The sequence below is a fragment of the Chelativorans petroleitrophicus genome, from assembly GCF_025398195.1.
GTDB classification, from domain to species: domain Bacteria; phylum Pseudomonadota; class Alphaproteobacteria; order Rhizobiales; family Rhizobiaceae; genus Chelativorans; species Chelativorans petroleitrophicus.
Genome location: NZ_JAODNV010000026.1, coordinates 1 through 26,062 on the forward strand (window position 1 = coordinate 1; position 26,062 = coordinate 26,062).

The 26,062-nt window shown below is 62.7% G+C and carries 25 protein-coding genes and 1 tRNA gene; 10 read left to right on the forward strand and 16 right to left on the reverse strand.

Features of this window, described 5'->3' with window-relative positions; genetic code table 11:
* Window positions 1–74 precede the first annotated feature (74 nt).
* The 3 genes from NYR54_RS17870 to lepA form a co-directional block, all read right to left on the reverse strand.
* Window positions 75–794, reverse strand: a complete 720-nt coding sequence (locus NYR54_RS17870; RefSeq protein WP_261517085.1) for a hypothetical protein — start codon at window positions 792–794, stop codon at window positions 75–77.
* Between the two features lie 401 nt (window positions 795–1,195).
* Entirely contained in the window at window positions 1,196–1,390 is a 195-nt protein-coding gene (locus tag NYR54_RS17875; RefSeq protein WP_261517086.1) for a DUF2283 domain-containing protein, read from the reverse strand.
* Window positions 1,391–1,640: 250 nt separating this feature from the next.
* Window positions 1,641–3,449: a translation elongation factor 4 gene (lepA, locus tag NYR54_RS17880; RefSeq protein ID WP_261517087.1), complete on the reverse strand. Its 1,809-nt coding sequence runs from the start codon at window positions 3,447–3,449 to the stop codon at window positions 1,641–1,643.
* 160 nt (window positions 3,450–3,609) lie between these two features.
* Here lepA and apaG point away from each other — a divergent pair, with 160 nt between their 5' ends.
* Window positions 3,610–4,002, forward strand: coding sequence for a Co2+/Mg2+ efflux protein ApaG (gene apaG / locus NYR54_RS17885; protein ID WP_261517088.1), 393 nt, complete (start codon window positions 3,610–3,612; stop codon window positions 4,000–4,002).
* Here apaG and NYR54_RS17890 read toward each other — a convergent pair whose 3' ends face one another.
* Genes NYR54_RS17890 through NYR54_RS17900 form a run of 3 tightly spaced genes read right to left on the reverse strand, consistent with a single transcriptional unit; the run spans window position 4,003 to window position 7,099 of the window.
* Window positions 4,003–4,992 carry an Hsp33 family molecular chaperone gene (locus tag NYR54_RS17890; RefSeq protein WP_261517109.1) on the reverse strand — a complete coding sequence of 330 codons (990 nt, stop codon included), beginning with the start codon at window positions 4,990–4,992 and terminating at the stop codon, window positions 4,003–4,005. It abuts the gene before it with no gap.
* Window positions 4,986–5,894 (reverse strand): ornithine carbamoyltransferase, encoded by a 909-nt coding sequence (argF, locus tag NYR54_RS17895; protein ID WP_261517089.1) that lies wholly within the window; start codon window positions 5,892–5,894, stop codon window positions 4,986–4,988. Before argF ends, NYR54_RS17890 begins: the two co-directional genes overlap by 7 nt.
* Window positions 5,891–7,099 carry an aspartate aminotransferase family protein gene (locus NYR54_RS17900; protein WP_261517090.1) on the reverse strand — a complete coding sequence of 403 codons (1,209 nt, stop codon included), beginning with the start codon at window positions 7,097–7,099 and terminating at the stop codon, window positions 5,891–5,893. Before NYR54_RS17900 ends, argF begins: the two co-directional genes overlap by 4 nt.
* A 407-nt stretch (window positions 7,100–7,506) precedes the next feature.
* On the opposite strand from NYR54_RS17900, the gene NYR54_RS17905 reads away from it, so the two are divergent.
* From NYR54_RS17905 to upp, 4 genes are all read left to right on the forward strand, one after another.
* Complete coding sequence (locus tag NYR54_RS17905; protein WP_261517091.1) at window positions 7,507–8,028, forward strand: GcrA family cell cycle regulator; 522 nt, start codon at window positions 7,507–7,509, stop codon at window positions 8,026–8,028.
* 170 nt (window positions 8,029–8,198) lie between these two features.
* Window positions 8,199–8,921, forward strand: a complete 723-nt coding sequence (locus NYR54_RS17910; protein ID WP_261517092.1) for a sulfate transporter family protein — start codon at window positions 8,199–8,201, stop codon at window positions 8,919–8,921.
* Window positions 8,922–9,051: 130 nt separating this feature from the next.
* The gene (locus tag NYR54_RS17915) at window positions 9,052–10,032 is read left to right on the forward strand and encodes an adenosine deaminase (protein ID WP_261517093.1); all 981 of its coding nucleotides are present in this window, start codon (window positions 9,052–9,054) and stop codon (window positions 10,030–10,032) included.
* Between the two features lie 98 nt (window positions 10,033–10,130).
* On the forward strand, window positions 10,131–10,760 hold the full coding sequence (upp, locus tag NYR54_RS17920; RefSeq protein WP_261517094.1) for a uracil phosphoribosyltransferase: 630 nt from the start codon (window positions 10,131–10,133) through the stop codon (window positions 10,758–10,760).
* Window positions 10,761–10,787: 27 nt separating this feature from the next.
* Here the strand turns inward: upp and deoA are convergent, their stop codons facing one another.
* The 6 genes from deoA to NYR54_RS17950 are packed head-to-tail and all read right to left on the reverse strand — an operon-like array spanning window position 10,788 to window position 16,951.
* Window positions 10,788–12,104, reverse strand: coding sequence for a thymidine phosphorylase (deoA, locus tag NYR54_RS17925; protein WP_261517095.1), 1,317 nt, complete (start codon window positions 12,102–12,104; stop codon window positions 10,788–10,790).
* A gap of 2 nt (window positions 12,105–12,106) precedes the next feature.
* The gene (locus NYR54_RS17930; RefSeq protein ID WP_261517096.1) at window positions 12,107–12,913 is read right to left on the reverse strand and encodes a purine-nucleoside phosphorylase; all 807 of its coding nucleotides are present in this window, start codon (window positions 12,911–12,913) and stop codon (window positions 12,107–12,109) included.
* Window positions 12,910–13,305: a cytidine deaminase gene (locus tag NYR54_RS17935; protein WP_261517097.1), complete on the reverse strand. Its 396-nt coding sequence runs from the start codon at window positions 13,303–13,305 to the stop codon at window positions 12,910–12,912. The genes NYR54_RS17930 and NYR54_RS17935 overlap by 4 nt, the downstream gene beginning before the upstream one ends.
* Before the next feature lies 1 nt (window position 13,306).
* Complete coding sequence (locus tag NYR54_RS17940) at window positions 13,307–14,278, reverse strand: ABC transporter permease (RefSeq protein WP_261517098.1); 972 nt, start codon at window positions 14,276–14,278, stop codon at window positions 13,307–13,309.
* Window position 14,279: 1 nt separating this feature from the next.
* On the reverse strand, window positions 14,280–15,419 hold the full coding sequence (locus NYR54_RS17945) for an ABC transporter permease (RefSeq protein ID WP_261517099.1): 1,140 nt from the start codon (window positions 15,417–15,419) through the stop codon (window positions 14,280–14,282).
* Complete coding sequence (locus NYR54_RS17950) at window positions 15,419–16,951, reverse strand: ABC transporter ATP-binding protein (RefSeq protein ID WP_261517100.1); 1,533 nt, start codon at window positions 16,949–16,951, stop codon at window positions 15,419–15,421. The genes NYR54_RS17945 and NYR54_RS17950 overlap by 1 nt, the downstream gene beginning before the upstream one ends.
* 146 nt (window positions 16,952–17,097) lie before the next feature.
* On the opposite strand from NYR54_RS17950, the gene NYR54_RS17955 reads away from it, so the two are divergent.
* Window positions 17,098–17,301 (forward strand): SlyX family protein, encoded by a 204-nt coding sequence (locus NYR54_RS17955; protein ID WP_261517101.1) that lies wholly within the window; start codon window positions 17,098–17,100, stop codon window positions 17,299–17,301.
* Window positions 17,302–17,511: 210 nt separating this feature from the next.
* Window positions 17,512–19,176 carry a GMC oxidoreductase gene (locus NYR54_RS17960; protein ID WP_261517102.1) on the forward strand — a complete coding sequence of 555 codons (1,665 nt, stop codon included), beginning with the start codon at window positions 17,512–17,514 and terminating at the stop codon, window positions 19,174–19,176.
* 164 nt (window positions 19,177–19,340) lie between these two features.
* On the opposite strand, the gene rpsA is transcribed toward NYR54_RS17960, so the two are convergent.
* The 4 genes from rpsA to aroA all read right to left on the reverse strand — a co-directional run bounded on the left by rpsA (window position 19,341) and on the right by aroA (window position 24,007).
* On the reverse strand, window positions 19,341–21,056 hold the full coding sequence (gene rpsA / locus NYR54_RS17965; RefSeq protein ID WP_261517103.1) for a 30S ribosomal protein S1: 1,716 nt from the start codon (window positions 21,054–21,056) through the stop codon (window positions 19,341–19,343).
* Between the two features lie 244 nt (window positions 21,057–21,300).
* Window positions 21,301–21,948, reverse strand: coding sequence for a (d)CMP kinase (cmk, locus tag NYR54_RS17970; protein WP_261517104.1), 648 nt, complete (start codon window positions 21,946–21,948; stop codon window positions 21,301–21,303).
* A gap of 1 nt (window position 21,949) precedes the next feature.
* Window positions 21,950–22,654, reverse strand: coding sequence for an SDR family oxidoreductase (locus NYR54_RS17975; RefSeq protein ID WP_261517105.1), 705 nt, complete (start codon window positions 22,652–22,654; stop codon window positions 21,950–21,952).
* A 12-nt stretch (window positions 22,655–22,666) separates the two neighbouring features.
* Entirely contained in the window at window positions 22,667–24,007 is a 1,341-nt protein-coding gene (aroA, locus tag NYR54_RS17980; protein WP_261517106.1) for a 3-phosphoshikimate 1-carboxyvinyltransferase, read from the reverse strand.
* A gap of 246 nt (window positions 24,008–24,253) precedes the next feature.
* Here aroA and NYR54_RS17985 point away from each other — a divergent pair, with 246 nt between their 5' ends.
* The 3 genes from NYR54_RS17985 (at window position 24,254) to NYR54_RS17995 (ending at window position 25,601) form a co-directional block, all read left to right on the forward strand.
* Entirely contained in the window at window positions 24,254–24,628 is a 375-nt protein-coding gene (locus NYR54_RS17985) for a TIGR02300 family protein (protein WP_261517107.1), read from the forward strand.
* Window positions 24,629–24,777: 149 nt separating this feature from the next.
* Window positions 24,778–24,853: transfer RNA gene (locus tag NYR54_RS17990), tRNA-Ala, on the forward strand.
* A 145-nt stretch (window positions 24,854–24,998) separates the two neighbouring features.
* A complete protein-coding gene (locus NYR54_RS17995) occupies window positions 24,999–25,601 on the forward strand; it encodes a hypothetical protein (protein WP_261517108.1) in 603 nt (200 codons plus the stop codon).
* The last annotated feature ends 461 nt before the right edge of the window (window positions 25,602–26,062 follow it).

Sequence of the window (26,062 nt, forward strand, 5' to 3'; positions counted from 1 at the left end):
GGATCGTTTCATTACCCGTCTCCTCTTTCAGGGAACAGGCTAACCTCAAAACGAGGACTTTCCAGGGGAGCAGGTCATTCTTCTGTAAAGATGCGATCAGGGTGACGTTGGGCTTGAACGTGAATTCTGTTCGCGGCATCAAGCACTTCTTCATCATCTTTGCCGTCGGCGGCACTGCCCATAAGCTCGCGGGCTGCCTGGATACGAGCAGCGACCAGCGAGGATGGGCACACGGGCAGATTACCGTGCAGCGGAGCAACCTCAATTACCGCTCGCTTGCTTCTCGGCAGGCTGACGTCATTGATCTCCGGTTTGACGAGCTGGAGTCGCCCTTGATCAAGCTGGGCGTTAACGGTGTCAATGCTGGATTCCGTTTCTGATAGAGCAGGCAAAGCGGTTGTTTGAGAGGGAGGGTTTCCAGCGAGGGAAGCCACGGGCGGCATGGCCTCGGCCCCTTGGGGATTGAGTAAGGGAGTATTTCCGCCCATCCCGCCGAGGAGCCCATAATAGGTAAGAAATTGTTTGAACAACGAGGTAGATGATGCTCGCGGCACCGGCGGATACTCGTTTGCGCCCTTGTGCCCATACCTCATCTTCATGAGCTTCTGGAAATTCTCTTCCATCCGCTCGTTGAAAATCATCGATCCGTCGAACGCCTCTTCTGCGTTTGTAGACGTTTGCGCGTTCGCGGGCGCTCTGCGGGTTGAGGACTCCGATGGGCGCCCGCCGATTGGTTGGGAATGCTGATCGTTCTTGTCGCCTTTAGTTGGCCAAAGCTGGGAGATTATCTGCATCAGGAGATTCCACACCTACGAAATGACAGCGATACCGATCCTGACGACCAGACGCGGACCTTCCCGACATTAGCCGCCGGTGGGAAATCCCGGAGATGAAAGAGGGCGCCGAATAGGCGCCTCCGCTGAAATCCAGCACGTGAAACCAGCTTTCCCGCACAGTGCGGGCATGTCCGGACATCCGGTCCTTGCCAAGTCGATGCAGATCGGTGCCCTTGCGGCTCCGGCACGTTGCATCAGGCCATTGCAGGAGCAGGAAGTCCCCTAGCCGATGGGGCGATTATGGAGCATTCGGATATGGTTATTTTTCGTAATGGCGGGGTGGTTGCCCAGCTGCCACCCTTAAAGAGGCTGGAACGCCGCCTCTCTTTGGCGCTCCCGACTGCCTTAAGGCGCCGCTTTCATGCCGCTTCATTCAGCACGTCTGCAGATAGTTGCGACCGTGCATCCAGCAGTTCGATGCCGACGACGTGGCCTTCAGCGTCGAAGTCAAAGACGACATCCGGCGACACCTCTGCGCTTTCGAGCACCTTGGCCGAAGAAAAGCAGATATAGGCCGCGTTGTCCTCGGGCCGGTATTTTACAGTCGGTTTCATCGCGGTCTTTTCGCGTCGCGGTCGAAGAACGCTGTAATTTTATTTCCGTTGCTGTTTCCATAGCAGGCGACACGCAGCGCACGACCGCCATATTCGGGAATTGTCCGGAAGCGGCGCTCGACGCCGGGTCGCCTTGGACGGGTACTGTCCATTCCGGACTGCGAACCGTGCGTTCGATCCATTCGCGCTGAGGTTCGCGCTCAGTGATCACGTCTTCGGCATGTACGGAGCAACCCCAAGGGAAGGCTTCTCAATCCCCCATCTTCAGCGCCTGGATAAACGCCTCCTGGGGGATCTCCACCTTGCCGAACTGGCGCATGCGCTTCTTGCCTTCCTTCTGCTTCTCAAGGAGCTTGCGCTTGCGGGTGACGTCGCCGCCGTAGCACTTGGCCGTCACGTCCTTCCTGAGCGCCCGGATAGTCTCGCGCGCGATGATGCGGCCGCCGATCGCCGCCTGGATCGGGATCTGGAACATGTGCTGCGGGATGAGCTCCTTCAGCTTCTCGCACATGGCGCGGCCGCGCCGCTCCGCCTGGGAGCGGTGGACGAGCATGGAGAGAGCATCGACCGGCTCGCCATTCACCAGAATCTGCATCTTGACCAGATCGCCCTCGCGGTAGTCGGTGAGCTGGTAGTCGAAGCTCGCATAGCCGCGGCTGATGGATTTCAGCTTGTCGTAGAAGTCGAATACGACTTCGTTGAGCGGCAGGTCGTAGATGACCATGGCGCGGTTGCCGGCATAGGACAAGTCTACCTGGATACCGCGCCGCTCCTGACAGAGCTTCAGGATCGCGCCCAGATGCTCGTCGGGCGTGAGGATGGTGGCGCGAATCCACGGTTCCTCGATGGAAACGATTTTCACCGGGTCCGGCATGTCCGCGGGGTTGTGGAGTTCGACCTGCCGACCGTCGGTGAGATTCATGCGGTAGACGACCGAGGGAGCGGTGGCGATGAGATCGAGGTCGAACTCGCGCGACAGCCGCTCCTGGATGATTTCAAGGTGCAGGAGGCCCAGGAAGCCGCAGCGGAAGCCGAAGCCAAGCGCGGCGGAGGTTTCCATTTCATAGGAGAAGGAGGCGTCGTTGAGCCGGAGCTTGCCGACGGCGGCGCGCAGATCCTCGAAGTCGGCGGCGTCAACCGGGAAGAGGCCGCAGAACACCACCGGCTGGGCTGGCTTGAAGCCCGGCAGCGGCTTGTCAGTGGGGCGCTTGTCATCGGTGATGGTGTCGCCCACGCGGGTGTCGGCCACTTCCTTAATGGAGGCGGTGATGAAGCCGATCTCGCCGGGGTTCAGGGAGTCGACCATCACCATCTTGGGCGTCATGACACCCACGCGCTCGACCGGATAGCGTGCGCCCGTGCCCATCATGCGGATGGTCTGGCCTTTTCTCAGCACGCCGTCGATGATGCGCACAAGCACGATGACGCCGAGATAGGAATCGTACCAGGAATCGACGAGGAGCGCCTTGAGCGGAGCCTCGGCATCACCTTCGCGCGGCGGCGGGAGGCGGTGGACGATTGCCTCCAGCACCTCCTCGACGCCGAGCCCCGTCTTCGCGGAGATCTCGATGGCATCGGAGGCGTCGAGCCCGATCACTTCCTCGATCTGCTGCTTCACGCGCTCGGGCTCGGCGGCGGGAAGGTCGATCTTGTTCAGGACGGGAACGATCTCGTGATCGTTGTCGATGGCCTGATAGACATTGGCGAGCGTCTGCGCTTCGACACCCTGGCTGGCGTCCACCACCAGCAGCGAGCCTTCACAAGCCGCCAGCGAGCGGGAGACTTCATAGGCGAAGTCCACATGCCCCGGCGTGTCAATAAGATTGAGAACATAATGCTGGCCGTCGCGCGCGTCATATTCAAGCCGCACGGTGTTGGCCTTGATGGTAATCCCGCGCTCGCGCTCGATGTCCATGGAATCGAGCACCTGCTCCTTCATCTCGCGCTCCTCGAGCGAGCCGGTCATCTGGATGAGCCGGTCGGCGAGCGTCGACTTCCCGTGGTCGATATGGGCGACGATGGAGAAGTTGCGGATGTTCTTGAGCGGCGTATCGGTCATGCGCGCGCATGTAGCAGCGCCCAATGGCGTCGGCAAGCAAGATGCAGGTGCATGCGCTGCTTCAACATTGATCTGCCGCCTTGTCCGACATAGATCACATGCAGGTCACATCAGTTGCGATGTGAGGTGGGGCCTTGCAACTGCGGCCGTGGATGCGACCATGTATCGAGCGGTGACCCACGACATCGAAGTATGCGTCGAGCCCTTCTTCCTGCCGGACCATTCCGACCCGGAGGAGGGCCGATACGTCTGGGCCTACCAGATCACCATTGCCAACCATTCCGCCGAGACGGTGCGGCTTCTGTCGCGCTATTGGCATATTACCGATGGGCTTGGCCGCGTGCAGGAGGTGGCGGGAGAGGGCGTCGTAGGGGAGCAGCCGGAGCTGCAGCCCGGCGATGTCTACCAGTATACCTCCGGCTGCCCGCTCACCACCTCCTCCGGAATCATGGTCGGCCGCTACACCATGCAGACGCATCGGGGCAATCTGTTCGAGGTGGACATTCCGGCCTTCTCGCTCGACATGCCCGGCGAACAAGTCTCCCTGAACTGACTACCTGCCGTCGAATTCCGCCGGATCGAAGACATATTCCTTGGAGCAAAACTGGCAGCTCGCGCGGATCACGCCGTTTTCTGTGCTTTCCTCGATCTCTTCGGCGGTGAAGCCGTCGAGGATGGCCCTGATCTTCTCGCGCGAGCAGGAGCACTGGTCCATCACGTCGGTGCCCTCGTAGACGCGCACGCCATGCTCGTGGAACAGCCGGTAGAGCAGACGCTCGGCACCGACGGTGGGGTCGAGAAGCTCGTCCGTCTCCACGGTCGCCATCAGCGCAAGCGCCTCCTGCCAGGCGTTGTCCTGCGGATGGCCATTGCCCGCATCTTGCTCGTCACCATCGCCGCCCGGCAGATCAGCCATGCGGCTGCGCTCCGCCGATTCAGGCAGAAACTGGATCAGCAGGCCCCCGGCGCGCCAGCGCTCGGCGCCGCCGTTCTCACCCGGCACGACGATGCGCGCGACACCAAGGCGCACCTCAGTCGGTATCTGCTCCGACTGGCGGAAATAGGTGCGCGCCACCTCCTCCAGCGTCGAGCCGTTGAGCTCCACAATGCCCTGATAGCGCTGCATATAAGGGCCCTGGTCGATGGTGAGCGCCAGCACGCCCTTGCCCAGAAGGGCCTCGGGCGAATCCTCGCCCCGCGCGACCGCCTCCCACAGGCGTTCTTCCTCGAAACGGGCATAGGCACGCACCGCGCTCGGCGTGGTGAGATCGGCCACCAGCATGTCCACCGGCCCATCTGAACGGGTCTGAACAATGAACTTGCCGCTGAACTTGAGCGAGCTGCCGAGTAAAACCGTGAGTACGATCACTTCGGCCAGAAGCCGCGCGACCGGCTCCGGATAGTTGTGGCGCGCCAGAATCTGATCGATCATGGGACCGACCTGCACGGCGCGTCCGCGTACGTCGAGCGCCTCGACCGCGAAGGGCACCACGTGATCGTCGCCGGCGAATCCGAATTCGCCCAGTCTTGTGCTGCTCACGATCCGAGGCACCAGGCAAGCACGGCTTTCTGCGCGTGCAGACGGTTTTCCGCCTCGTCGAACACCACCGAGTGCGGGCCGTCGATCACCGCATCGGTCACCTCCTCGCCGCGATGGGCGGGCAGGCAGTGCATGAAGAGGGCGTCCTTTTTCGCAAGGCTCATAAGCTTTTCATTCACCTGATAGGGCTGGAACACATTGTGACCGCGTGCGCGGTGCTCCTGGCCCATGGAGACCCAGGTATCCGTGACGACGCAATCGGCGTCGCGAACCGCTTCCTGCGGGTCGTGCATCAACGTAACCCGGCCGCCATTGGCCTTCGCCCACTCCAGATAGTGAGCCTGAGGCTCGCTTCCAACCGGCACGGCAATATTGAGCCGGAAACCGAAGCGGGCCGAAGCCTCCATGAACGAGTGCAGGACGTTGTTTCCGTCGCCGGACCAGGCAAAGAGCTTGTCCTTCACGCTGCCGCGATGCTCTTCGTAGGTCATGATATCGGCCATGATCTGGCAGGGATGGGTATCATCCGTAAGGCCGTTGATGACCGGCACCGTGGCGTTTTCGGCAAGTTCCAGAAGCCGCGCATGCGCCGTGGTGCGGATCATGATGGCATCGACATAGCGCGACAGCACCTTGGCCGTGTCCGCGATGGTCTCGCTGCGGCCGAGCTGCATTTCCGCGCCCGTCAGCATGATCGTCTCCCCGCCAAGCTGACGCATCGCCACGTCGAAAGAGACGCGCGTGCGCGTCGATGGCTTGTCGAAGATCATCGCAAGCACCTTGCCTTCGAAGGGCTTTTCGCGCTCGCCTGCCTTGAGGCGCGCCTTACGCGCCCGCGCATCATCCAGCATAAAGCGAAGGTCGGCGGCCGAGACGGCGGAAAGATCGATGAAATGCCGCGTCATGCCTGCGCCCTCTCTTCCGCAGCGGCATCCGCTTCCGCAACCGTCCGCATGGCCCGGCGTACCCGCTCCAGCGCCTCCTTGATCTCCTCCTCGCTGACGATGAGCGGCGGAAGGAGACGGATCACATTGTCTCCGGCCGGCGCGCCTAGCATCTTTTCGGCGCGCATAGCATCGAGCAGCTTCGTGTTCGCTATCTTGCAACGAATGCCGAGCAGAAGTCCCGTGCCACGGATTTCCTCGATCACGCCGGGGAATTCGTCCGCGATCGCGGCAAGCCCCTGTTTGAGCAGAAGCCCCTTGCGGGCGACCTCTTCGAGGAACCCGTCCTCAAGAACGACGTCGAGCACGGCGTTGCCGACCGCCATGGCAAGCGGATTGCCGCCGAACGTGGTTCCGTGCACGCCGGGCACCATGCCGCTTGCCGCCTCCTCGGTCGCTAGGCACGCGCCCATGGGGAAACCCCCGCCGATGCCCTTGGCCACGGCTGCGATGTCGGGGTTTATGCCGGACCATTCATGGGCGAGGAACTTGCCTGTCCGGCCAATCCCGGTCTGCACCTCGTCCACGATGAGAAGCAGGCCGTGTCGGTCGCAAAGCTCGCGCAGGCCACGCAAGAAGGACCCCGGCGGCACGCGGATGCCGCCCTCGCCCTGGATAGGTTCGACGAGGATGGCGGCCGTGTCCGGCCCCACTGCCTTTTCGGCCGCCTCCAGATCCCCGTAAGGTACCTGGTCGAAGCCCTCCACCTTGGGGCCGAAACCCTCTAGATATTTCTTCTGGCCGCCGGCGGCGATCGTCGCCAGTGTGCGGCCATGGAAGGCGCCTTCGAATGTGATGATGCGGATGCGGTTTTCCTCACCGCGTACATAGTGATAGCGCCGCGCGGTCTTGATGGCGCATTCCAGCGCTTCGGCGCCCGAATTGGTGAAGAAGACCTTGTCGGCGAAAGTCGCTTCCACCAGCCGCTCGCCCAGCCTGTTCTGGCCCGGAATTTCATAGAGGTTGGAAACGTGCCAGAGAGTGCTCGCCTGGTTCGTGAGAGCGGCAACCAGATGCGGATGGGCGTGGCCCAGCGAGTTCACGGCTATGCCCGAGGCGAAGTCCAGATATCGCGTCCCGTCGGCGGTCATCAGCCAGCATCCCTCCCCACGCTCGAAGGCAAGCGGGAGCCGAGCAAATGTGTTGTAAAGCGCCGAACCGCTCATCGTGACGTTCTCCGGAGTTTTAGTGTCCTCAAGCATAGACCTGAGACATGTGCCGCTGTTTAGCGGCATGACCCGGCCAATCAAACCAAAAAGCCGCCCGAAGGGCGGCAAGGCTGCGCCTTTTATCATGGTTTTGCCATGTGAAGTCAACGCAAACGCGAGGGTCCCGCCAAGCATTCACCGCTTCCTGGCGCGAAGGGCGCCAAGTTGGGGAAAACCGTGAAAAGCGATTCGCCCGGACCGGAGGTGCTCTTGTCACGGAGTCAACCGGTAATGTAGTTTGGCGATGTTAAAACTAGATTTCGTGCGGCGGACCAACATACCCGTGTAAATGTGGGGCCCACCTGGGTAATCCAGTTGGAGCAGGGGTTCGGATTCCGCGCGCGCCTTTGCAGGAGCGTTTCGCGATGAACTGGACGGACGAACGCGTCGAACTGCTGAAAAAGCTTTGGGCGGAAGGTCTGAGCGCGAGCCAAATCGCAGCGCAGCTCGGCGGTGTGAGCCGCAATGCCGTCATCGGCAAGGTGCACCGTCTGAAGCTGTCCAGCCGCGGGCGGGCGGGCGGAGCGGCCCCGCGGCAGAAAAAGGCGGCCACGCCTGCCAGCAGCGCTACGGCTGCGCAGCGGCGGCAGCGCACCGTGGCGCGACCGGTCGCAACCTCCATCGGCGCTACCGCGTTAAAGGTCCAGTTCCAGGAGGACGCCATCGCTTACGAGCACGTGCTTCCCGTGGAAGATGTCGTGGTGCCGATTTCGCGCAATCTGAAGCTGGTGCAGCTTACCGAACGCACCTGCAAATGGCCAAACGGGGATCCTCTTACCGAAGAATTCAGTTTCTGCGGTAATGATGTGGGCGAGTCCGGCCCGTATTGCACCTATCATTCACGCCTTTCCTATCAGCCGGCTTCGGAGCGCAGGCGCAACAGATAGGGGACGGGGCAACCATAAGCGGACCGTGTATCTGGGGCGGCGCTGCCGCCCCTTTTTTCTGAAGCAACAACCCCTTGCTAAGCTGGGTCGATCGCCCGTGCTGCTTGCGCAGGCATGCCGGCTACCCTATCTCGCGCCGGAACGCTTGTCTCAGAGGGAACCCGACCCGAATGATTTTGGATGCCGCGCGCGCCGCAGCCCGCCAGCTCTTCTCGCCACCGTTCCGCGGCGCCTTCTTCAAGTCGCTGGGCCTGACAATCCTGATCCTCGCTGGTCTTTGGTTCGCCCTGCAGAGGCTTTTCGATACCTATGCCATGCCGTGGCTCGATGCGCTCATTCCGGGATTGCCTGCCTGGGCAGGCTGGCTGGGTCTCGCCGCCGCGATCGTGGCCGGTCTGGGGCTCGCGGTCGCGCTGGCCCTTCTGGTGGCACCGGTAACGGCCATCGTGGCCGGCATCTTCCTTGATGACGTGGCCGAGGCCGTCGAGCGGGAGAGCTATCCGCAGGACCCGCCGGGCAAGGCCGTGCCGCTGATGCGCAGCATCGTCCTTTCGCTCAAGTTCTTTAGCGTCGTCATTCTCGGCAACCTTCTTGCGCTGCTGCTGCTCCTCCTGCCTGGGGTGAACCTCATCGCCTTCTTCGTATTGAATGCCTATCTGTTGAGCCGCGAGTTCTTTGAGTTTGCCGCGATGCGCTTCCGTAACGAAGCCGACGCCAAGGCGCTGCGCCGCCGCCATGCGGGCACCGTGTTTCTCGCGGGCTTCGTGATCGCGGCGTTTGTGGCGATCCCTCTACTCAATCTTCTCACGCCGCTCTTTGCCGCGGCCATGATGGTGCATCTGCACAAGATGATCTCAGCACGGGAAGCCGCGGCGGCGCCTCACGGACGGTAAGCCTGCGACCTTCAGCAAGGCACTTTTCAGTTGCCTCTCCTGCCGGATAGGCTCCTGACTACGGCTAAGAGCCGGCGAGCGGTCTTCCCAAAGATCCTTTCCGGCCTTGCCCCGAAAGGAGAGGGATCGCATGGTGCTCAAGGCCGAACTGCACTGCCACATCGAGGGGGCGGCCTCCCCTCGCCTTATCGAAGAACAGGCGCGGAAATATGGCGCCGACGTCTCCGGTTTCATCCGCGACGGCGCGTATTTCTGGCACGACTTCACCACCTTTCTATCCGCCTACGACAGGGCTGCAAGCCTGTTTCGTACGCCCGAAGACTACGCGCTGCTTGCCGAAACTTATCTGAAGGAGCTGGCGGCCCAGGGTGCGATCTATGCCGAATTCTTCACCTCGCCCGATCACGCCGAGCGCGCCGGACTTTCGGCGCAGGCCTATACGGATAGCCTCGGCGAAGGCATCATGCGTGCCCGCGCCGCAACGGGCATCGAGGCACGCATGATCGTAACCGGCGTGCGCCATTTCGGGCCAGAAGCGGTGGAGAAGGCGGCGAGCTTCGCAGCGCGGTGCGGACACCCGCTGGTCACCGGATTCGGCGTGGCAGGAGACGAGCGCGTTGGCCATCCGCGCGACTTTTCCCGCGCCTTCGCGATTGCCCGGGAGGCGGGCTTTGGCATCACCATTCATGCAGGCGAGTTCGCGGGCGCGGAGAGCGTGGAAGCCGCACTCGACCATACCCGCCCCTCGCGCATTGGGCACGGCGTCCGCGCCATCGAAAACCCCGAACTCGTGCGCCGCATCGCGGATGAGGGTATCGTGCTGGAGGTCTGCCCGGTTTCCAACATCGTTCTCGGCGTCTTCCCCGACTACGCGCACCACCCGCTGCCGCAGCTTGTTGCAGCCGGCTGCCGCATCACGCTCAATTCCGACGATCCACCGCACTTCCACACAAACCTTGCGCGTGAATATGCCGTTGCCGCGGAGCATTTCGGGCTTAACGAGACCGCGCTGCGATCGGTGACCCGAACGGCTCTGGAGGCGGCCTTCGTGGATGAGGAAACGCGCGGCAGGCTGTTGTCCCGCCTCGACGCGCAAGAGCAGCCCGCCTGAGGAAGCAAAAATTGTTGGCCGGCGGCCCGGGCACGGTGTTCCGGCGCGTGCTTTGCCGTTATTGTCCCGGTTGAGCAGAAATATCGCGGAGCAGGGTAATGCAGGGCGTAACCGTCGTCGATCATCCACTTGTCCAGCACAAGCTGACGATCATGCGCGACAAGGAAACCTCGACCGCAGGTTTCCGCCGCCTGCTGCGCGAGATTTCGCTTCTTCTTTGCTACGAGGTGACGCGCGATCTGGAGCTGACGACGCGCACCATCGAGACGCCTTTGACGCGGATGGAAGCGCCCACGCTGGAGGGGAAGAAGCTCGTCTTTGCTTCAGTGCTGCGCGCGGGCAACGGCCTGCTCGACGGGATGCTCGACCTCGTTCCAGCGGCGCGCGTCGCCCATATCGGACTTTACCGGGATCACGAGACGCTGCAGGCGATCGAGTATTTCTTCAAGGCGCCGAGCGATCTCGAAAACCGGCTGGTGATCGTTGTCGACCCCATGCTGGCGACGGCAAATTCCGCCGTGGCGGCAGTGGACAAGCTGAAGCAGCGGGGCGCAACAAACCTGCGTTTCCTATGCCTGCTTGCCGCCCCCGAGGGGATCGCGCATTTCCGCTCCGTCCACCCGGACGTGCCGATTTTCACCGCCTCGATCGACGAAAGGCTGAACGAGCGCGGATATATTGTGCCGGGCCTCGGGGATGCGGGCGACCGCATGTACGGCACAAAGTAGCCACCACTCTTCTGCGTCGGCCGCGAATCAGGCAGTGATCTTATCCAGGATCGGCGTATTTACCGCTGGCGGCTCCTCAACGATGCCGTAGGCATTGCGCACAGCTTTCGCAGCGCACTCCGCATCCGCCTCTGAGCGCGCATGAACGAAGGCAAGCGCATCGCCCTCCCGCACTTCCGTTCCAATCGGGAGGATTCGCGTAAGGCCTACGGCATGGTCTACCGCATCCTCCGGCCTGCGCCGCCCGCCGCCAAGCTCCACCACGGCAAGGCCGAGACCGCGTGTATCGATCTTCCCGACAAAGCCGCTGCGCCCGGCTTTGACGGCAATCTCCATCGGCGCTTGCGGCAGATAATGCTCCGCCCGCTCGACAAAATCGGCTGGCCCGCCAAGCTCCGCCACCATGCGGCCGAAGCGTTCCGCGGCCATTCCGCTGTCGAGCGCCTTCAGGGTCTGTTCCCGTCCGGAATCCGCATCGGGGGCGAGACTTGCGGCAACCAGCATTTCCGCAGCGAGCGCCAGAGTCACCTCTTCGAGCCGCGCATCACGCGCCCGGCCGGTCAAAAAATCGACCGCGTTCTGCACCTCAACCGCGTTCCCCGCCGCGGTCGCCAAAGGCTCGTTCATGTCGGTGATCAGGGCAGTGGAGGCGAGCCCCGCTCCGCCGGCGACTTCGACCAGACTTTTTGCAAGGGCGACGGCATCCTGCCTTTCGGCCATGAATGCGCCATTCCCGGTCTTGACATCCAGCACCAGCGATTGCAGGCCTGCCGCGAGCTTTTTCGACAGGATGGAGGCGGTGATCAGCGGGACGGATTCCACGGTGCCCGTGACATCGCGCACAGCATAGAAACGGCGGTCGGCCGGCGCGAGATCGGAGGTCTGGCCAATGATGGCGCAACCTGCGGCCCGCACCGTCTTCTCAAAATCGCCCTGCACCGGCTGGCTCACATAGCCCGGAATGGAATCCATTTTATCGAGCGTGCCGCCCGTGTGGCCAAGCCCGCGCCCCGAGATCATCGGCACATAGGCACCGCATGCCGCCACGATGGGCGCCAGCATCAGGGAAACATTGTCCCCGACGCCGCCCGTCGAATGCTTGTCGGTGGCCGGCCCCGGCAGGAACGTCCAGTCGAGCACCGTGCCGGAATCCCGCATTTCGAGCGTCAGGGCGACGGTCTCCTCGCGGTCCATCCCCTTTAGCAGAGTGGCCATGGCAAAAGCCGCGATCTGCCCTTCGCTCCATGCTCCGGTGACGAGCCCGGATACGAATTCGGCAATTTCCGTTCGCGTGAGGACTTTCCCGTCTCGCTTGCGGCGGATGATTTCCTGCGGCAGCGCCATGCTCAGATTCCCGCCGCGCCATCGCGCATGAATTGCGTCAGGATGCGCGCGAGCTTCGCGCCACCAATAGGCGCCATGTCCTTGGTTTCCTCATGCGAGAGCTCGCCGGGCGAGAGCCCCGCAGCAAGATTAGTGATGACCGAGCAGGCCGCTACGCGGAGCCCCATAAAGCGGGCGAGTATCACCTCCGGCACGGTGGACATGCCGACGGCATCCGCCCCAAGCACGCACGCCATGCGGACTTCCGCCGGCGTCTCGAAGCTGGGGCCGGAGAACCACATATAGACACCCTTGTGTAGCGTCTCGCCCGCCGTTGCCGCCGCGCTTTCCAGGGCCTGGCGCATCTCAGCGTCATAGGCCTCGCTCATGCCGACGAAGCGGCTGTCTGTCTCCTCGCCGATCAGCGGGTTCATGCCGGAAAAATTGATGTGATCCTCGATCATCATCACCGAGCCGCCGGGCATGTCGGGCTTCAGCGATCCGGCGGCATTGGTGAGGATCAGCGCCTCCACCCCAACCGCCGTCAGCGCTTCGAGGGCAGGTCTCATAGCAGCGGCGTCGCCGCGCTCGTAGTAATGGGCGCGGCCCGACAGCACGATGACGGGCTTGCCGGCCAAATGCCCCGCCACCAGCTCGCCCGCATGGCCCGACACGCCGCTTTGCGGGAAGCCCGGAAGATCGGCGTAGGGTATGCGGACGGCGTCCTCAACCTCACTGGCAAGTCCGCCAAGGCCCGAGCCCAGAATGAGCGCCAGCTTGGGCGAAAGACCCTTCAGCCGTTCGGACAGAATATCGGCGGCCTTGGTCATGCCGCCGGATCCAGATCGAAGGCGCGCGGGAAGATCGATGAGAAGGGCACGGTCTCCAGCACGCCATTGACGTCACACAAATGGAGCCTCGCGTCTTCGGCAACAAATTCCGACAGGCGCTGGCGGCAACCGCCGCAGGGCATGATGCGCGGCATCTTTTCCGCCACGACGGCAATGTCGGTCACTTTTCCGCCACCCGCCATGATCATATGACCGAGAGCCGTCGTCTCCGCGCACCATCCTTCGGGATAGGAGGCGTTCTCGATGTTGCAGCCCGCATGCACCGCGCCGCTTTCGATGCGGACCGCCGCCCCCACCGGAAAGCGCGAATAGGGCGCGTAGGCGCGCTCCATTGCCGCCTTGGCCGCGCGGAACAGTTCTTCTGCTGCCATTCTATCGCTCCTTCACATAAGGCACGCCGCCTGCGCGCGGCGGAATAGCCTGCCCGATGAAACCGGCGAGCAGGACGACGGTAAGGATGTAGGGCAAGGCCTGCATAAACTGCACCGGCACCTGCCCGATGAAGGGCAGGGGCGTGCCCTGGATACGGATCGAGAAGGCATCCAGAAACCCGAAAAGCAGACAGGCGAACATCACCGGCACCGGCCGCCACTTGGCGAAGATGAGGGCCGCAAGGGCAATGAAGCCGCGCCCTGCCGTCATGTCCTTCACGAAACCGGCATTCTGTGACAGCGCCAAATAGGTGCCCGCAAGGCCGGTGAGGATTCCGGTGCACATCACCGCGCGGTAGCGCAGCCAGGCAACGGAGATTCCCGCCGTGTCCACCGCCGCAGGGTTCTCGCCAACCGCCCTGAGCCTGAGGCCAAAGCGGGTGCGGAACAGCACCCACCAGGTGAACGGCACCATGAGAAAGGCCACATAGGCAAGGATGGAGTGGCCGGAGAGAAGGTCGGAATAGATCTGGCCGATGATGGGAACGTCAGCGACCGCCTCCGCGAAGGGAAGCCGGATAGCGCCGAGCCGCGCATCGTCTGAAAGTAGCGGCGTGCGTCCGCCCTGGGAGAACCATGCCTGGCCGAGAATGATGGTGGAGCCGGCGGCGATGAAGTTGATCGCCACACCGGAGACGATCTGGTTTCCGCGATGGGTTATGGAGGCGAAGCCATGCACCAGCGACAAGAGCAGCGATATAGCCACCGCCGCGATCAACCCGACCCAGGCGGAGCCGGTAACAGCCGCCGCCGCGCCTGCGGCGAACGCGCCGGCCAGCATCTTGCCTTCAAGGCCAATGTCAAAGACGCCCGAACGCTCCGAATAAAGGCCCGCGAGCGCGGCAAGCAGCAGCGGCACCGAAAGCCTGACCGTCGAATCGAGCAGGAAGACGAGCGTGTCGAACAACTGCATGTCAAACGCCTCCCGCCCGTTCCGCTTTCGCGCCCACCGAGGCTGGCCTGACGGTGGCAAAGAGCGTCTGCAGGCTGGGCCGGAACATGTGCTCCAGCGCACCGGCGAACAGGATGACAAGTCCCTGGATGATGACGATCATGTCACGCGAGATGCCCGGCATCTCGAAGGCGAGTTCCGCGCCGCCCTGATAGAGCATGCCGAACAGGATGGCCGCCGGCACGATGCCCGCCGGATGCGAGCGGCCCATCAGTGCGACGGCGATGCCGACGAAGCCCGCACCGGTGACGAAGTCGATCTGCAGGCGGTTCTGGTCGCCCATGACGGGGTTGAGCGCCATCATGCCGGCAAGCGCGCCCGAGATCAGCATTGTGACGATGATGATGCGCGCCTCGCCGATCCCCGCATAACGCGCCGCCTTGGGGCTGTGCCCGCGTGTGCGGATTTCATAGCCGAGCCGGGTGCGCCAGATCAGCACCCAGACGAGGAAGGCCGCGAGCAGCGCCAGCAGGAAAGAGACGTTGAAGGGCGAAGAGCGCACGGAAAGCCCCATCGCCTCGATCATGAAATTGAGCTTGGGCAGCTGGCCGCCTTCCAGAAACGTGCGCGTCGAAGGCGCCTGGAGCGTGGGCGGTTTCAGGACGTTGACCAGCAGATAGACCATCAAGCTGGCCGCGATGAAATTGAACATGATCGTTGTAATCACGATGTGGGAGCCGCGCCTCGCCTGCAGATAGGCGGGGATCAGCGCCCAGGCTGCGCCGAAGACCGCAGCGCCTGCGATCGCGATCGGAAAGGTGAGCCACCATGGAAACACTCTGTCGAAGGCGAGGCAGGCCAGCGCCACGCCCAGACCGCCTACATAGGCCTGGCCTTCGCCGCCGATGTTGAAGAGGCTGCAGTGGAACGCGACCGCAACGGCAAGACCCGTGAAGATGAAGCTCGTCGCGTAGTAGAGCGTGTAGGCGATGGCCTGGCCTCGCCCGAGCGCGCCGTCAACGAGAATGACCGCGGCCCGCAGCGGATTTTCACCCACGAGCAGCACCACCAGCCCCGCGACGATGAAGGCGACGGTGAGATTGATGAGCGGAATGAGCCCATAATCGGCCCAGGCAGGCAGCTTGGCATAGGGCGCGCTCATTACGCGGCAGCCTCCTTCCCCTCTACACCGGCCATCAGGAGGCCGAGCTCGCCTTCCGTCGCGTCGGGGCCGCGCTCGCCTACGATGCGGCCTGAGAACATCACGAGGATGCGGTCGGACAGCGAGCGGATTTCATCCAGCTCCACGGACACGAGCAGGACGGCCTTGCCCTTGTCCCGCATCTCCACCAGGCGCCGATGGATGAATTCGATGGCGCCTACATCCACCCCGCGCGTGGGCTGGCCCACGATCAGCACGTCGGGGTCCTGCTCCATCTCACGCGAAAGCACGATCTTCTGCTGATTGCCGCCGGAGAAATTTGCCGTCTTCAGCCGGCAGTCGGCAGGCCGGATGTCGTATTTCTCGATCTTCTCGCGCGCGTCCTGGCGGATCGCGTCGATGTCGAGGAAGGGACCTTTCAGGTATTTCTTTTGCCGGTGATAACCCAGAATGGCGTTTTCGTTTTCCTCGAAGGGAAGGACCAGGCCCATATGGTGCCGATCCTCCGGCACATGGGCCATGCCGCGCTCGCGCAGATCGGCCGGATCCGCTCCTCCGGTTACGGCCACGGGCCGCCCGGCGAGGAAAACGCTTCCCGATGCGGCCTCGCGGATGCCGGTGATCGTCTCCAGAAGCTCCGTCTGACCGTTGCCGGCCACGCCGGCAATGCCCACGATCTCGCCCGCGCGCACGTCGAAGGAGACACCGTCCACCATAGTGACGCCGCGCGAGTCCCGGACGGTCAGATTCCTGACGGACAAAAGCACGTCACCAGCGCTGACGGGGCTCTTCTCCACGCGCAGGAGCACCCGACGGCCCACCATGAGCTCCGCAAGCTCCTCCACCGTAGTCTCGGCGGTCTTGCGGGTGGCAACCAGAGCGCCCTGCCGCATGACCGAGACATTGTCGGTCACAGCCATGATCTCACGCAGTTTGTGCGTGATGAGCACGATGGTCTTGCCCTCCTTCTTGAGCTGGAGGAGGATGCGGAAGAGATGGTCGGCCTCCGCGGGTGTCAGCACGCCCGTCGGCTCGTCGAGGATCAGGATTTCCGCGCCGCGATAGAGAGCCTTGAGGATTTCCACCCGCTGCTGCAGGCCGACCGGCAGATCCTCGATGATGGCGTCGGGATCGACCTCCAGCCCGTAATCCCGCTCCAGCCGGTTGAGCTCCGAACGCGCCTTGGCGATGGAGGTTTTAAGCAGCGGCTCACCCTCCGCCCCCAGAATGACATTCTCCAGCACGGTGAAATTGTGCACGAGCATGAAATGCTGGTGCACCATGCCGATGCCGCGCGCGATCGCATCGCTCGAAGACAGGATCGCTGCGCGTTCGCCCTTGACGAAAATCTCTCCCCGGTCGGCCTGATAGAAGCCGTAGAGGATCGACATGAGGGTGGATTTTCCGGCGCCGTTTTCGCCGATGATGCCGTGGATCGTGCCGGCCGGAATTGTTAGGCTGATGTTGCGGTTGGCATGGACGCTGCCGAAACTCTTGTCGATGCCCTTCAGTTCGATTGCAGCATGCGCCATGGGCCAGCCGCCTTCCCCTGCTTCTTATGGTTTGGCCGGTCAGGTAGCACGTGGCCACTAGGCTGCCAACCGGCCATAGTCTCGACAGACCGGCTGTGGATTGTCAATTCGGTCGTGAAATAGCGTCGTGAGCGGAGAAGAAAACCATGAGCGAGGAGCGCCTGGTAAAGCTTGAGGTGATCGCCGCCGAGCAGGAGCGGACCATAGAGGAGCTTTCGACACAGGTGGCGGAGCAATGGAAGGAGATCGACAGGCTCAGGAAAAAGCTCGATCTCCTGACCGAGCGCTTCCTCGCGCTGGAAGAGCAGGCAACACCGCCGGCACCGGTGACGAAGCCGCCGCACTGGTAGACAGAGGGGCGGCCCGTTCCATCTTGGATGGCGGAACCTCTTCCGCCTCCGGCAAACAAATCAACCTCTGGCATATAAGCCATTTTGCCGAGCCTGCGGAGCCCGTGATCATCCATTTTGCCTTCTGCGCGCCGGCTCGGCGGTCTGCTACCACTGAGGAGGCTGGCCGTTTCCGGCCGGCACTCAGGAGTTGCCGCGAAGGGGGGCGACATGTTCATCGGCGATTCGGCGGACCTCTATGGTCGCACGCACAACATTTGCGTTGTCGGAGCCGGTCCCGTTGGCATTGTCCTGGCACTGGAGCTTGCCCGGCACGGCCTGGAGGTGACGCTCCTGGAGTCGGGGACGTTTGAGATCGAGCCTGACATTCAGGGGCTTTCGCACGCCATCACCGCGGACGCCGCACGCAACACGGATATGATGCTTGCGGTACAGAGGCGGTTCGGCGGAACCTCCAATCTGTGGGGGGCCGGATGCGTGCCGCTGGACCCCATCGATTTCGAGCGGCGGACCATCTGCGACGCACGCTGGCCGATCTCCTATGACGAGTTTGCGCGGTATCTGCCCGATGCCTGCCGCTACGCGCATTGCGGGCTGCGATTCGCGCTTCCTGTCGAGGGTGTAGTGATCGAGAACGACCATTTCGTCGTCGACAGGCTGATGCGCTATGCCGACCCGCCAAGTTTTCTGGTCGCTTACCGGGATGCGGTAGCCCGGTCCCGGCTGATCAGAACCTATCTCGGAGCTACCGCCACGGGTATGCGGTTCGGGCCGGATGAGCGGCTCGCCGCATTGGAGGTCAGAACTCGCGACAGCAGAGACGGCCTCGTGCGCGCCCGGGCCTTCGTTCTCGCTTGCGGCGGCGTGGAAACGGCGCGCCTGCTTCTGGCCGTGCAGGCGGAAAATCCCGGTCTCTTCGGCGGAGCCAGCGGCCCGCTCGGCCGCTACTATATGGGACATCTTTCCGGCGCGATTGCCGAAATCCGATTTTCCAACCGGCGGCTTGACCGTAGCTTTGGCTTCTTCCTCGCCGATGACATTGCCTATGCCCGCCGCCGCATCACCGCAAGTGCCGCGCACCAGCAGCGCGCGTCGCTTCCCAATGTTTCGTTCTGGCCGACTCTGCCGGCCATGCGGAACCCTGATCACCGAGATCCGATCCTTTCGCTAGCCTATCTTGCCCTGTCGTTTCCTCCGCTCGGCCGACGGCTGGTCAGCGAATCCTTAAGGCGCATCAATATTGGCGATGGCGGCAACACGCTTGCCCACCTGCGCAATGTCTTGTTCGGCGCGCCCTCGTTGGCAGGCTTTCTCCCGCAATTTCTATACAGGCGTCTCTTTTCCCAGTGCCGGCTTCCCGGCTTGCATTTTCACAATGCGGCTATGCGCTATCCGCTTCATTTTCATGCGGAGCATCTGCCGAACGCCCAATCGAGGGTCCGGCTTTCGGAGGAGCGCGACGTGCTCGGCCTGCGCAAAGCGGTGCTCGATCTGCGGTTCAGCGAACGGGATGCCGAAGGCGTAGTGCGCTCCCATGCACATCTTGCCCGATGGCTGGAGGCAACAGGCCTTGGGGAGCTGATCTGGCAGTTTCCTGCTGGAGAGCGCATAGGCCGCGTCATGGAGCTTGCCGGAGATGGCGTTCACCAGATCGGTACGGTCCGGATGGGGGCCGATGAGCGCACCGGAGTGGTGGATGGCGATTGCCGCGTCTTCGGGAGTGGTAACCTGTTCGTTGCCGGAAGTGCTGTCTTCCCCACGTCAGGCCAGGCGAATCCGACGCTGAGCTCAATGGCGCTCGGAGTGCGCCTAGCGCGGCATCTTTCCGAAGAGGCTGCCCTGCTGGAGCGGGTTCCGGTTCCACTCCACCTGTGATGTCGAGTACGGCCAGGCGTCCGTTCGCACACCGCCTTGCGAGGTCGCGCGGTGGCGGCAAAGCCGTATACATTGATGGCAGAGAAACTTTCGTCAGCCTAATAAAAAAAACCCCGCGGGCCGGCAGGCCGCGGGGCTCTTCTCTTGGGTAAACCGCGTGGGGACTACTCGTCCTTCGCGTTCTCCCTCTCCTGCTTCTTGAGCGCGGCGCCCAGTATGTCGCCAAGCGAGGCGCCGGAGTCGGTCGAACCGTACTGGGCCACGGCCTCCTTTTCCTCGGCGATTTCGAGCGCCTTGATAGAGACGGTGATCTTGCGCGTCTTCTTGTCGAACTGGGTGACGCGGGCATCCACCTTCTGACCGAGAGCGAAGCGCTCGGGGCGCTGCTCGTCGCGGTCGCGCGAAAGGTCGGAGCGCTTGATGAACGTCTCCAGATCGTGGTCGACCAGCCGCACGTCGATGCCGTTGTCCTTGACGCCGATGACCTCGCAGGTGACGACCGCGCCTTTGCGCAGTTCGCCGGAGGCTACCGCCTCGCCCACCACGTCGCGGCCAAGCTGCTTGATGCCGAGCGAGATGCGCTCCTTCTCGATGTCCACATCGAGAACCTGCGCCTTCACGATGTCGCCGCGGTTGTACTCCTCGATCACCTGCTCGCCAGGACGCGTCCAGTCGAGGTCGGAGAGATGGACCATGCCGTCCACATCGCCTTCCAGGCCGATGAACAGGCCGAACTCGGTCTTGTTCTTGACCTCGCCCTCGACGACGGAGCCAACCGGATGGTTGCGCGCGAAGGCCTCCCACGGGTTCTCCAGCGTCTGCTTGAGGCCCAGCGAGATGCGGCGCTTGACCGGATCGACCTCGAGAATGACCACCTCGACTTCCTGCGTCGTGGATAGGATCTTGCCGGGGTGAACGTTCTTCTTGGTCCAGGACATCTCGGAGACGTGGATGAGACCCTCGATGCCCGGCTCCAGCTCCACGAAGGCGCCGTAGTCGGTGATGTTGGTGACGCGGCCCTGTACCTTCTTGCCCAGCGGATACTTGCCGCCGATGCCTTCCCACGGGTCGGCCTCAAGCTGTTTCATGCCGAGCGAGATGCGGTGCGTCTCCTGATTGATGCGGATGATCTGCACCTTTACCGTCTGGCCGATGTTCAGGATCTCGGTCGGATGGTTGACGCGCCTCCACGCCATGTCAGTAACATGTAGCAGGCCGTCGATGCCGCCAAGGTCCACGAACGCGCCGTAGTCGGTGATGTTCTTGACGACACCCTCGACCACCTGGCCTTCCTCGAGGTTCTGCACGATCTCCGAACGCTGCTCGGCGCGGCTTTCCTCAAGCACGGTGCGGCGCGAAACCACGATGTTGCCGCGGCGCTTGTCCATCTTGAGGATTTCAAAGGGCTGCGGGGTGTGCATGAGCGGCGTGACATCGCGGATCGGGCGGATGTCCACCTGGCTGCGCGGCAGGAAGGCAACGGCACCATCCAGATCGACGGTGAAGCCGCCCTTGACTTGGTTGAAGATGACGCCTTCGACGCGCTCGCCCTTGTTGAACTTCTCTTCGAGCTTGACCCAGCTCTCCTCGCGGCGTGCCTTCTCGCGGCTCAGTATAGCCTCGCCCAGCGCATTTTCCACGCGCTCGACATAGACCTCGACCTCGTCGCCGACCTTCAGTTCGCCGTCCTTGGCCTTGGCGCCGAACTCTTTCAGCGGCACCCGGCCCTCCACCTTGAGGCCGACGTCAATGATGGCCATGTCCTTTTCGATGGCCGTGACGACACCCTTGACGACGGTGCCCTCGGCGACATCACGCTCGGTGAAGGATTCTTCAAGAAGGCTCGCAAAATCCTCGCGAGACGGATTGAGTTGTGACATTGAATCTCCTGAAAAAAGCCCCCGTGGTGCGGGGCAGCGCCGGCGGGTTCGAGTTGCGTCTAGCCTAGCCTCGCATCTGGCCCCTCGTGGGCCCTAGGGGCCGCGATCAGCGGCAAATCCGGCGCAGTACAAAGATGCGGGCAGACCGGTTCATGCGTCCTGCATCCATATAGGTGCAAGACATGAAACCGGAAAGACGCCGGGTGCCCTCCTTTTGAAGGCGCCAGCGCTATTCCGGTCAGGTTCAATTCCGTGCAGCCAGCACCTTGTCGACAATGGCACGGGCGGCGCGAAACGCCGTCTCTATATCCATTTCGCTGGTATCTAGCAAGTGCGCGTCGCCCGCAGGTTTAAGCGGACTGTCGGCCCGAGCCATGTCGCGAGCATCGCGCCGCTCCACATCGGCGAGGATGGTCTCGTAATCGGCCTCTCCGCCCTGCCCGAGTATCTCGCGCCAGCGCCGCTCCGCGCGCACCGCCGCACTGGCCGTCACGTAAAGCTTCACGTCCGCATCGGGGCAAACCACCGTGCCGATGTCGCGCCCGTCGAGCACAGCCCCCGGCGGCGTTTTCGCGAAGGCTCTCTGTTTCTCAACCAGCGTACGGCGTACGGCCGACATCACCGCGATCTTCGAGGCGGCCTCACCTACCCCATGGGCGGAAAGCGTTTCCCGGTCGAGCGTGCCGAGATCGACTCCGCGCGCCGCCTGTTCCGCCGCTGCCTCGTTATCGAGCGGCAGTCCGGCGTCAAGCAGCGCCCTGGCAACGGCGCGATAGGTAAGGCCCGTATCGAGATGATGGAGGCCATAATGCGCGGCCAGTTTGCGGGCGAGCGTACCCTTGCCCGAGGCGGCCGGCCCGTCGATGGCGATGGTGAAAACACGCTCACGCATCTCAGACAGACCGTGTTATGCCGCCGTCTATGCGCAAATTCTGACCGGTAATGTAGCTCGACCGGTCCGATGCAAGGAAGAGAATGAGCTCCGCCACCTCCCCGGTCGTACCGTAGCGGCCCATGGGAATGCGGCTGCGGCGCTCCTCCTTTTCCGGCAGGCTGTCGATGAAGCCGGGCAGCACGTTGTTCATGCGGACATTGTCCGCTGCATACCTGTCAGCAAAGATCTTGGTGAAGGCTGCGAGCCCCGCGCGGAAGACGCCGGAGGTGGGGAAGGCCTCCTCGGGCTCGAAGGTGGCGTAGGTCGAGATGTTCACGATGGAGCCGGACTTCTGCGCCTGCATCACCGGGGTAACGATACGGGCGATGCGCACCACGTTGAGGAGGTAGAACTCCATCGCCGAGTGCCAGTCTTCGTCACTGATCTCCAGAATCTCGCCCTTCGGGCCGTGGCCGGCGCTGTTGACCACCGCGTCAATGCGGCCGTAACGCTCGAGTACCGCCTGGGTGAAGCGCTCCAGATTCTCGACCGAGCGGTTGGAACCCCTGAAGCCGAGTCCGCCCAGTTCCTCCGCCAACGTCACACCCTTTCCGGAAGAGGAGAGGATGGCAAGCGCAAAGCCGTCCTCCGCCAGCCGGCGCGCGGCGGCGGCGCCCATGCCGCTCCCTCCGCCGATGACCATGGCTACTTTCTTCTCTGCCATCTTCCCGCCTTCCTACTCGATCTCAGCGCCGAGGCGCTGCATCAACGGAATGAATTCGGGGAAGCTGGTGGCGATCATCGATCGGTCATCGACCGTGACCGGCTTTTCCGCGGCTAGCCCCAGCACCAGGAACGACATGGCAATGCGGTGATCGAGATGCGTGGCGACCTGGCCGCCGCCAAGGCCCTTGCCGTCCGGGCGGCCGCGCACCGCAAGCGTCGCCTCGCCCTCGGTGCAATCGACGCCATTCGCCTTCAACCCGTCGGCCACGGCGGAAAGGCGATCCGATTCCTTCACGCGCAGCTCTTCAATGCCCAGCATGCGGGTTTCACCCTCGGCGAAGCTCGCCGCCACCGCCAGCACCGGATATTCATCGATCATGGCTGGCGCGCGCTCCGGCGGAACCTCCACACCCTTGAGCCGGGAGGAACGCACGCGCAAATCCGCCACTTCTTCCCCGCCGGCCAATCGGCGGTTCACGATGGCGATGTCCGCGCCCATCTCCTGCAAGGTAAGGATGAGGCCGGTGCGTGTGGGGTTCATCAGCACATTTTCGATGGTGATGTCGGAATCCGGCGCGATGAGGCCCGCCACCAGCGGGAAGGCCGCAGATGACGGATCGCCCGGCACGGCGATTTCCTGCCCCTTCAGCGTCCCCTGTCCCTGCAGACGGATATGCCTTGCGCCCTCCGCATCCACTTCCACCTCGATCTCGGCGCCGAAGCCCGCGAGCATCTTTTCGGTGTGGTCGCGTGTCATGACGGGCTCGATCACGGTGGTGATGCCCGGCGTATTGAGCCCGGCAAGCAGCACGGCGGATTTCACCTGCGCAGAAGCCATGGGTACCCGGTAGGTGATGGGTGCTGCATGCTTCGGCCCCCTGAGCGTAATGGGCAGGCGGTCGCCGGGAGCCGCCTCCTCCACCTGCACGCCCATCTGGCGCAGCGGATCGAGCACGCGTCCCATCGGCCGCTTGGAAAGCGAGGCATCCCCAACAAAGCGCGTCACCATGTCGTAGCTGCCGACGAGCCCCATGGTAAGCCGCGCGCCCGTACCGGCATTGCCGAAGTCGAGCGGCTCCTTCGGTTCGAGAAGACAGCCATTGCCCGTGCCCCGGATGACCCAGGTCCCGCCCTCGCGTTCGATCGCGGCACCCATGGTCTTCATGGCCTCGGCTGTGCGCAGCACGTCTTCTCCCTCGAGCAGGCCCGTAATGCGCGTCACGCCGGAAGCCAGACTGCCGAACATCAGGGAGCGGTGCGAGATCGACTTGTCTCCTGGAACGCGCACTGTGCCGGTCAATCCGGGTGAGAAACGGCTGAGTGCCGGGCGGGCTTGCAAATTGGTGGTCATGAGGGTCTCCGAGCCGGATACTTGACCGGAGCCTGTAGCATGACCAAATATCGCGGTCATCCCCCGCCAGCGTTTGTAGCAGGCGGCCGGGAACGCGGCTGCGGCGGAGTTTTCATTTCGCTTTGACAGCCGCCTGATCTGTAGTTATGGGACCGCAAAAGGCAGGGCTGGAGCGGCATTGGTTTAGCCCGCCGTAAGAGCTGGATTCGGCCGGAACCCGGCCCAAAAGAATTGTGAGGCAGCACGGTGGCAAAACCCGAACTCGGCACGAAGCGCATATGCCCGGAGACGGGGCGCAAATTCTATGATCTGAACAAGGATCCGATCGTCTCGCCCTATACAGGACAATCCTATCCGCGCAGCTTCTTCGAATCCACTGCGGAATCCTTGATCGACGAGGAAGAGGATCTTGAAGACAAGGAGCTGGGTGAGGATGGCCCCGAAATCGTGTCGCTCGAGGAGGCGGACGAGGACACGAAGCCGGAGGATGCGGATATCCCCGATCTCGACGATGACGTCGATCTGGGCGACGATGACGACACCTTCCTCGAGGAAGAGGAAGAAGAGGAGGACGACGTCAAGGGCATTATCGGCGTCAGCGACGACGACGAGGAACACTGAGCGCGAGGGCGCGACAAATATCAGCAGACCCGCTGCAAGGCGGGCTTGATTCTGCCGGCGGTCGGCGTTAGAAGCCAGCACCGTCGGTCACAGACCGATAAGAGACCTCTTCGCCGGCAACGGCGCCGGCTCGGCAGAGCCGGAAATGTGGGGCCATAGCTCAGTTGGGAGAGCGCTTGAATGGCATTCAAGAGGTCAGGGGTTCGACTCCCCTTGGCTCCACCAAATCCCAGTTTCTTGCGCTATTTGCCGCTACCACATTGAACGGCAAGGTGGTTTCGGCGGTTCGAAACCCCTCCTTTGCGCAGTATTCGATTTTGCCTTTGAAGACGAGCTTGACGACGGCCTGACGGTCCTCCAGGCGGTCGGAATGCCAAAGTTTCCAAGGGTTCGCGAGGAAATCGAGTGCGGTTCGAAAGGTCTGCTCGAAATCGGGCTGTCGTTCGGTCGAGTAGCGGAGTTTTTCTTCGATCTCCTCTTGGCGAAGCTTCAAATCCCGGATCCGACGCTCGTAGGCAGAAACCACCTCGGGTATCCTCGTCTCGATAATCCGGTCGGCGAACTGAGAGATCTGCCGATCTACTGCTTCCCTCTCCCGCAACAGCTGTTTCCTAGTCTCCTCAACAGCCGCTGCGCGAGCCTCCCACCTTGTTCGAAAAATCTCCTCGACCAGCGGGGCGAGTTCTCCCGACGGTATGAGCTGATGCAAGAGCGCCTCAAAACGCTCTTCCACCTTCTCCCGAGGCAACGACTTCTTTTATCGGTCACATCGCCTGTTCTGACAGAAGTAGTAGGCATAGTAGCCGCCGCCATTTCCTTTGGACCAGCCTCCGCCCACTCGTTTGCCGCACTTGGCACAGTGAATCAGTCCGCGGAGTGGGAAATCCTCATCATTGACTGTGCGCTCGGATTCGCCCTTCTTTCTACCCTTGAGCCTCTCTTGTATCGCTCGGAAGGTTTCGAGCGATATTAGGGGGGATGCTTTCCGCGCCGAAGAGATACACCCCATTTGGGACACTCGAGATGTCCCGTATAGAGAATGTTCCGCAGCATGCGGTCGATCACGTCGTACCAGTCTTCGTTCCCTGCTGGGCGAGGGAACGCAGGTTGCATCTCAAGGAAACGCTTAATCTCGGCTGGCGATCGAAACCGACGTGAAGCGAACCCATTCAGAACATCTTGGACGATTGATGCGACGGGCTCTTTTGGGACTATGGTTTTGCCCCCTCTTCGGCATCTACATGTTTGTAGCCATGCGGCGGCTTGAATGGCCAGAACCCCGCAATCAGGCGAGCGCGCATCCGATTCTTGACCTGTTCCCGATTGTTCTGCCGCTGATGGGCAGCAACAACGGCAAGCCATCGAGAACCTGTCCAAGGCATTCGACAAGGCTTCAGATGCGCAGGCCGGCCGGGAGGCCGAGGTGACGAAGCT

Excerpts from the sequence above, each read along its gene's own strand:
- upp (WP_261517094.1), top strand. The coding sequence starts at position 10,131 with ATGCAGGGCGTAACCGTCGTCGATCATCCACTTGTCCAGCACAAGCTG.
- NYR54_RS17935 (WP_261517097.1), bottom strand. The coding sequence starts at position 13,305 with ATGGCAGCAGAAGAACTGTTCCGCGCGGCCAAGGCGGCAATGGAGCGC.
- NYR54_RS17910 (WP_261517092.1), top strand. The coding sequence starts at position 8,199 with ATGATTTTGGATGCCGCGCGCGCCGCAGCCCGCCAGCTCTTCTCGCCA.
- NYR54_RS17915 (WP_261517093.1), top strand. The coding sequence starts at position 9,052 with ATGGTGCTCAAGGCCGAACTGCACTGCCACATCGAGGGGGCGGCCTCC.
- NYR54_RS17950 (WP_261517100.1), bottom strand. The coding sequence starts at position 16,951 with ATGGCGCATGCTGCAATCGAACTGAAGGGCATCGACAAGAGTTTCGGC.
- deoA (WP_261517095.1), bottom strand. The coding sequence starts at position 12,104 with ATGGCGCTGCCGCAGGAAATCATCCGCCGCAAGCGAGACGGGAAAGTC.
- NYR54_RS17955 (WP_261517101.1), top strand. The coding sequence starts at position 17,098 with ATGAGCGAGGAGCGCCTGGTAAAGCTTGAGGTGATCGCCGCCGAGCAG.
- argF (WP_261517089.1), bottom strand. The coding sequence starts at position 5,894 with ATGACGCGGCATTTCATCGATCTTTCCGCCGTCTCGGCCGCCGACCTT.
- NYR54_RS17930 (WP_261517096.1), bottom strand. The coding sequence starts at position 12,913 with ATGACCAAGGCCGCCGATATTCTGTCCGAACGGCTGAAGGGTCTTTCG.
- NYR54_RS17975 (WP_261517105.1), bottom strand. The coding sequence starts at position 22,654 with ATGGCAGAGAAGAAAGTAGCCATGGTCATCGGCGGAGGGAGCGGCATG.
- NYR54_RS17960 (WP_261517102.1), top strand. The coding sequence starts at position 17,512 with ATGTTCATCGGCGATTCGGCGGACCTCTATGGTCGCACGCACAACATT.
- apaG (WP_261517088.1), top strand. The coding sequence starts at position 3,610 with ATGTATCGAGCGGTGACCCACGACATCGAAGTATGCGTCGAGCCCTTC.
- aroA (WP_261517106.1), bottom strand. The coding sequence starts at position 24,007 with ATGACCACCAATTTGCAAGCCCGCCCGGCACTCAGCCGTTTCTCACCC.
- NYR54_RS17900 (WP_261517090.1), bottom strand. The coding sequence starts at position 7,099 with ATGAGCGGTTCGGCGCTTTACAACACATTTGCTCGGCTCCCGCTTGCC.
- NYR54_RS17995 (WP_261517108.1), top strand. The coding sequence starts at position 24,999 with ATGCCAAAGTTTCCAAGGGTTCGCGAGGAAATCGAGTGCGGTTCGAAA.
- lepA (WP_261517087.1), bottom strand. The coding sequence starts at position 3,449 with ATGACCGATACGCCGCTCAAGAACATCCGCAACTTCTCCATCGTCGCC.
- NYR54_RS17875 (WP_261517086.1), bottom strand. The coding sequence starts at position 1,390 with ATGAAACCGACTGTAAAATACCGGCCCGAGGACAACGCGGCCTATATC.
- NYR54_RS17870 (WP_261517085.1), bottom strand. The coding sequence starts at position 794 with ATGCAGATAATCTCCCAGCTTTGGCCAACTAAAGGCGACAAGAACGAT.
- NYR54_RS17940 (WP_261517098.1), bottom strand. The coding sequence starts at position 14,278 with ATGCAGTTGTTCGACACGCTCGTCTTCCTGCTCGATTCGACGGTCAGG.
- cmk (WP_261517104.1), bottom strand. The coding sequence starts at position 21,948 with ATGCGTGAGCGTGTTTTCACCATCGCCATCGACGGGCCGGCCGCCTCG.
- rpsA (WP_261517103.1), bottom strand. The coding sequence starts at position 21,056 with ATGTCACAACTCAATCCGTCTCGCGAGGATTTTGCGAGCCTTCTTGAA.
- NYR54_RS17905 (WP_261517091.1), top strand. The coding sequence starts at position 7,507 with ATGAACTGGACGGACGAACGCGTCGAACTGCTGAAAAAGCTTTGGGCG.
- NYR54_RS17945 (WP_261517099.1), bottom strand. The coding sequence starts at position 15,419 with ATGAGCGCGCCCTATGCCAAGCTGCCTGCCTGGGCCGATTATGGGCTC.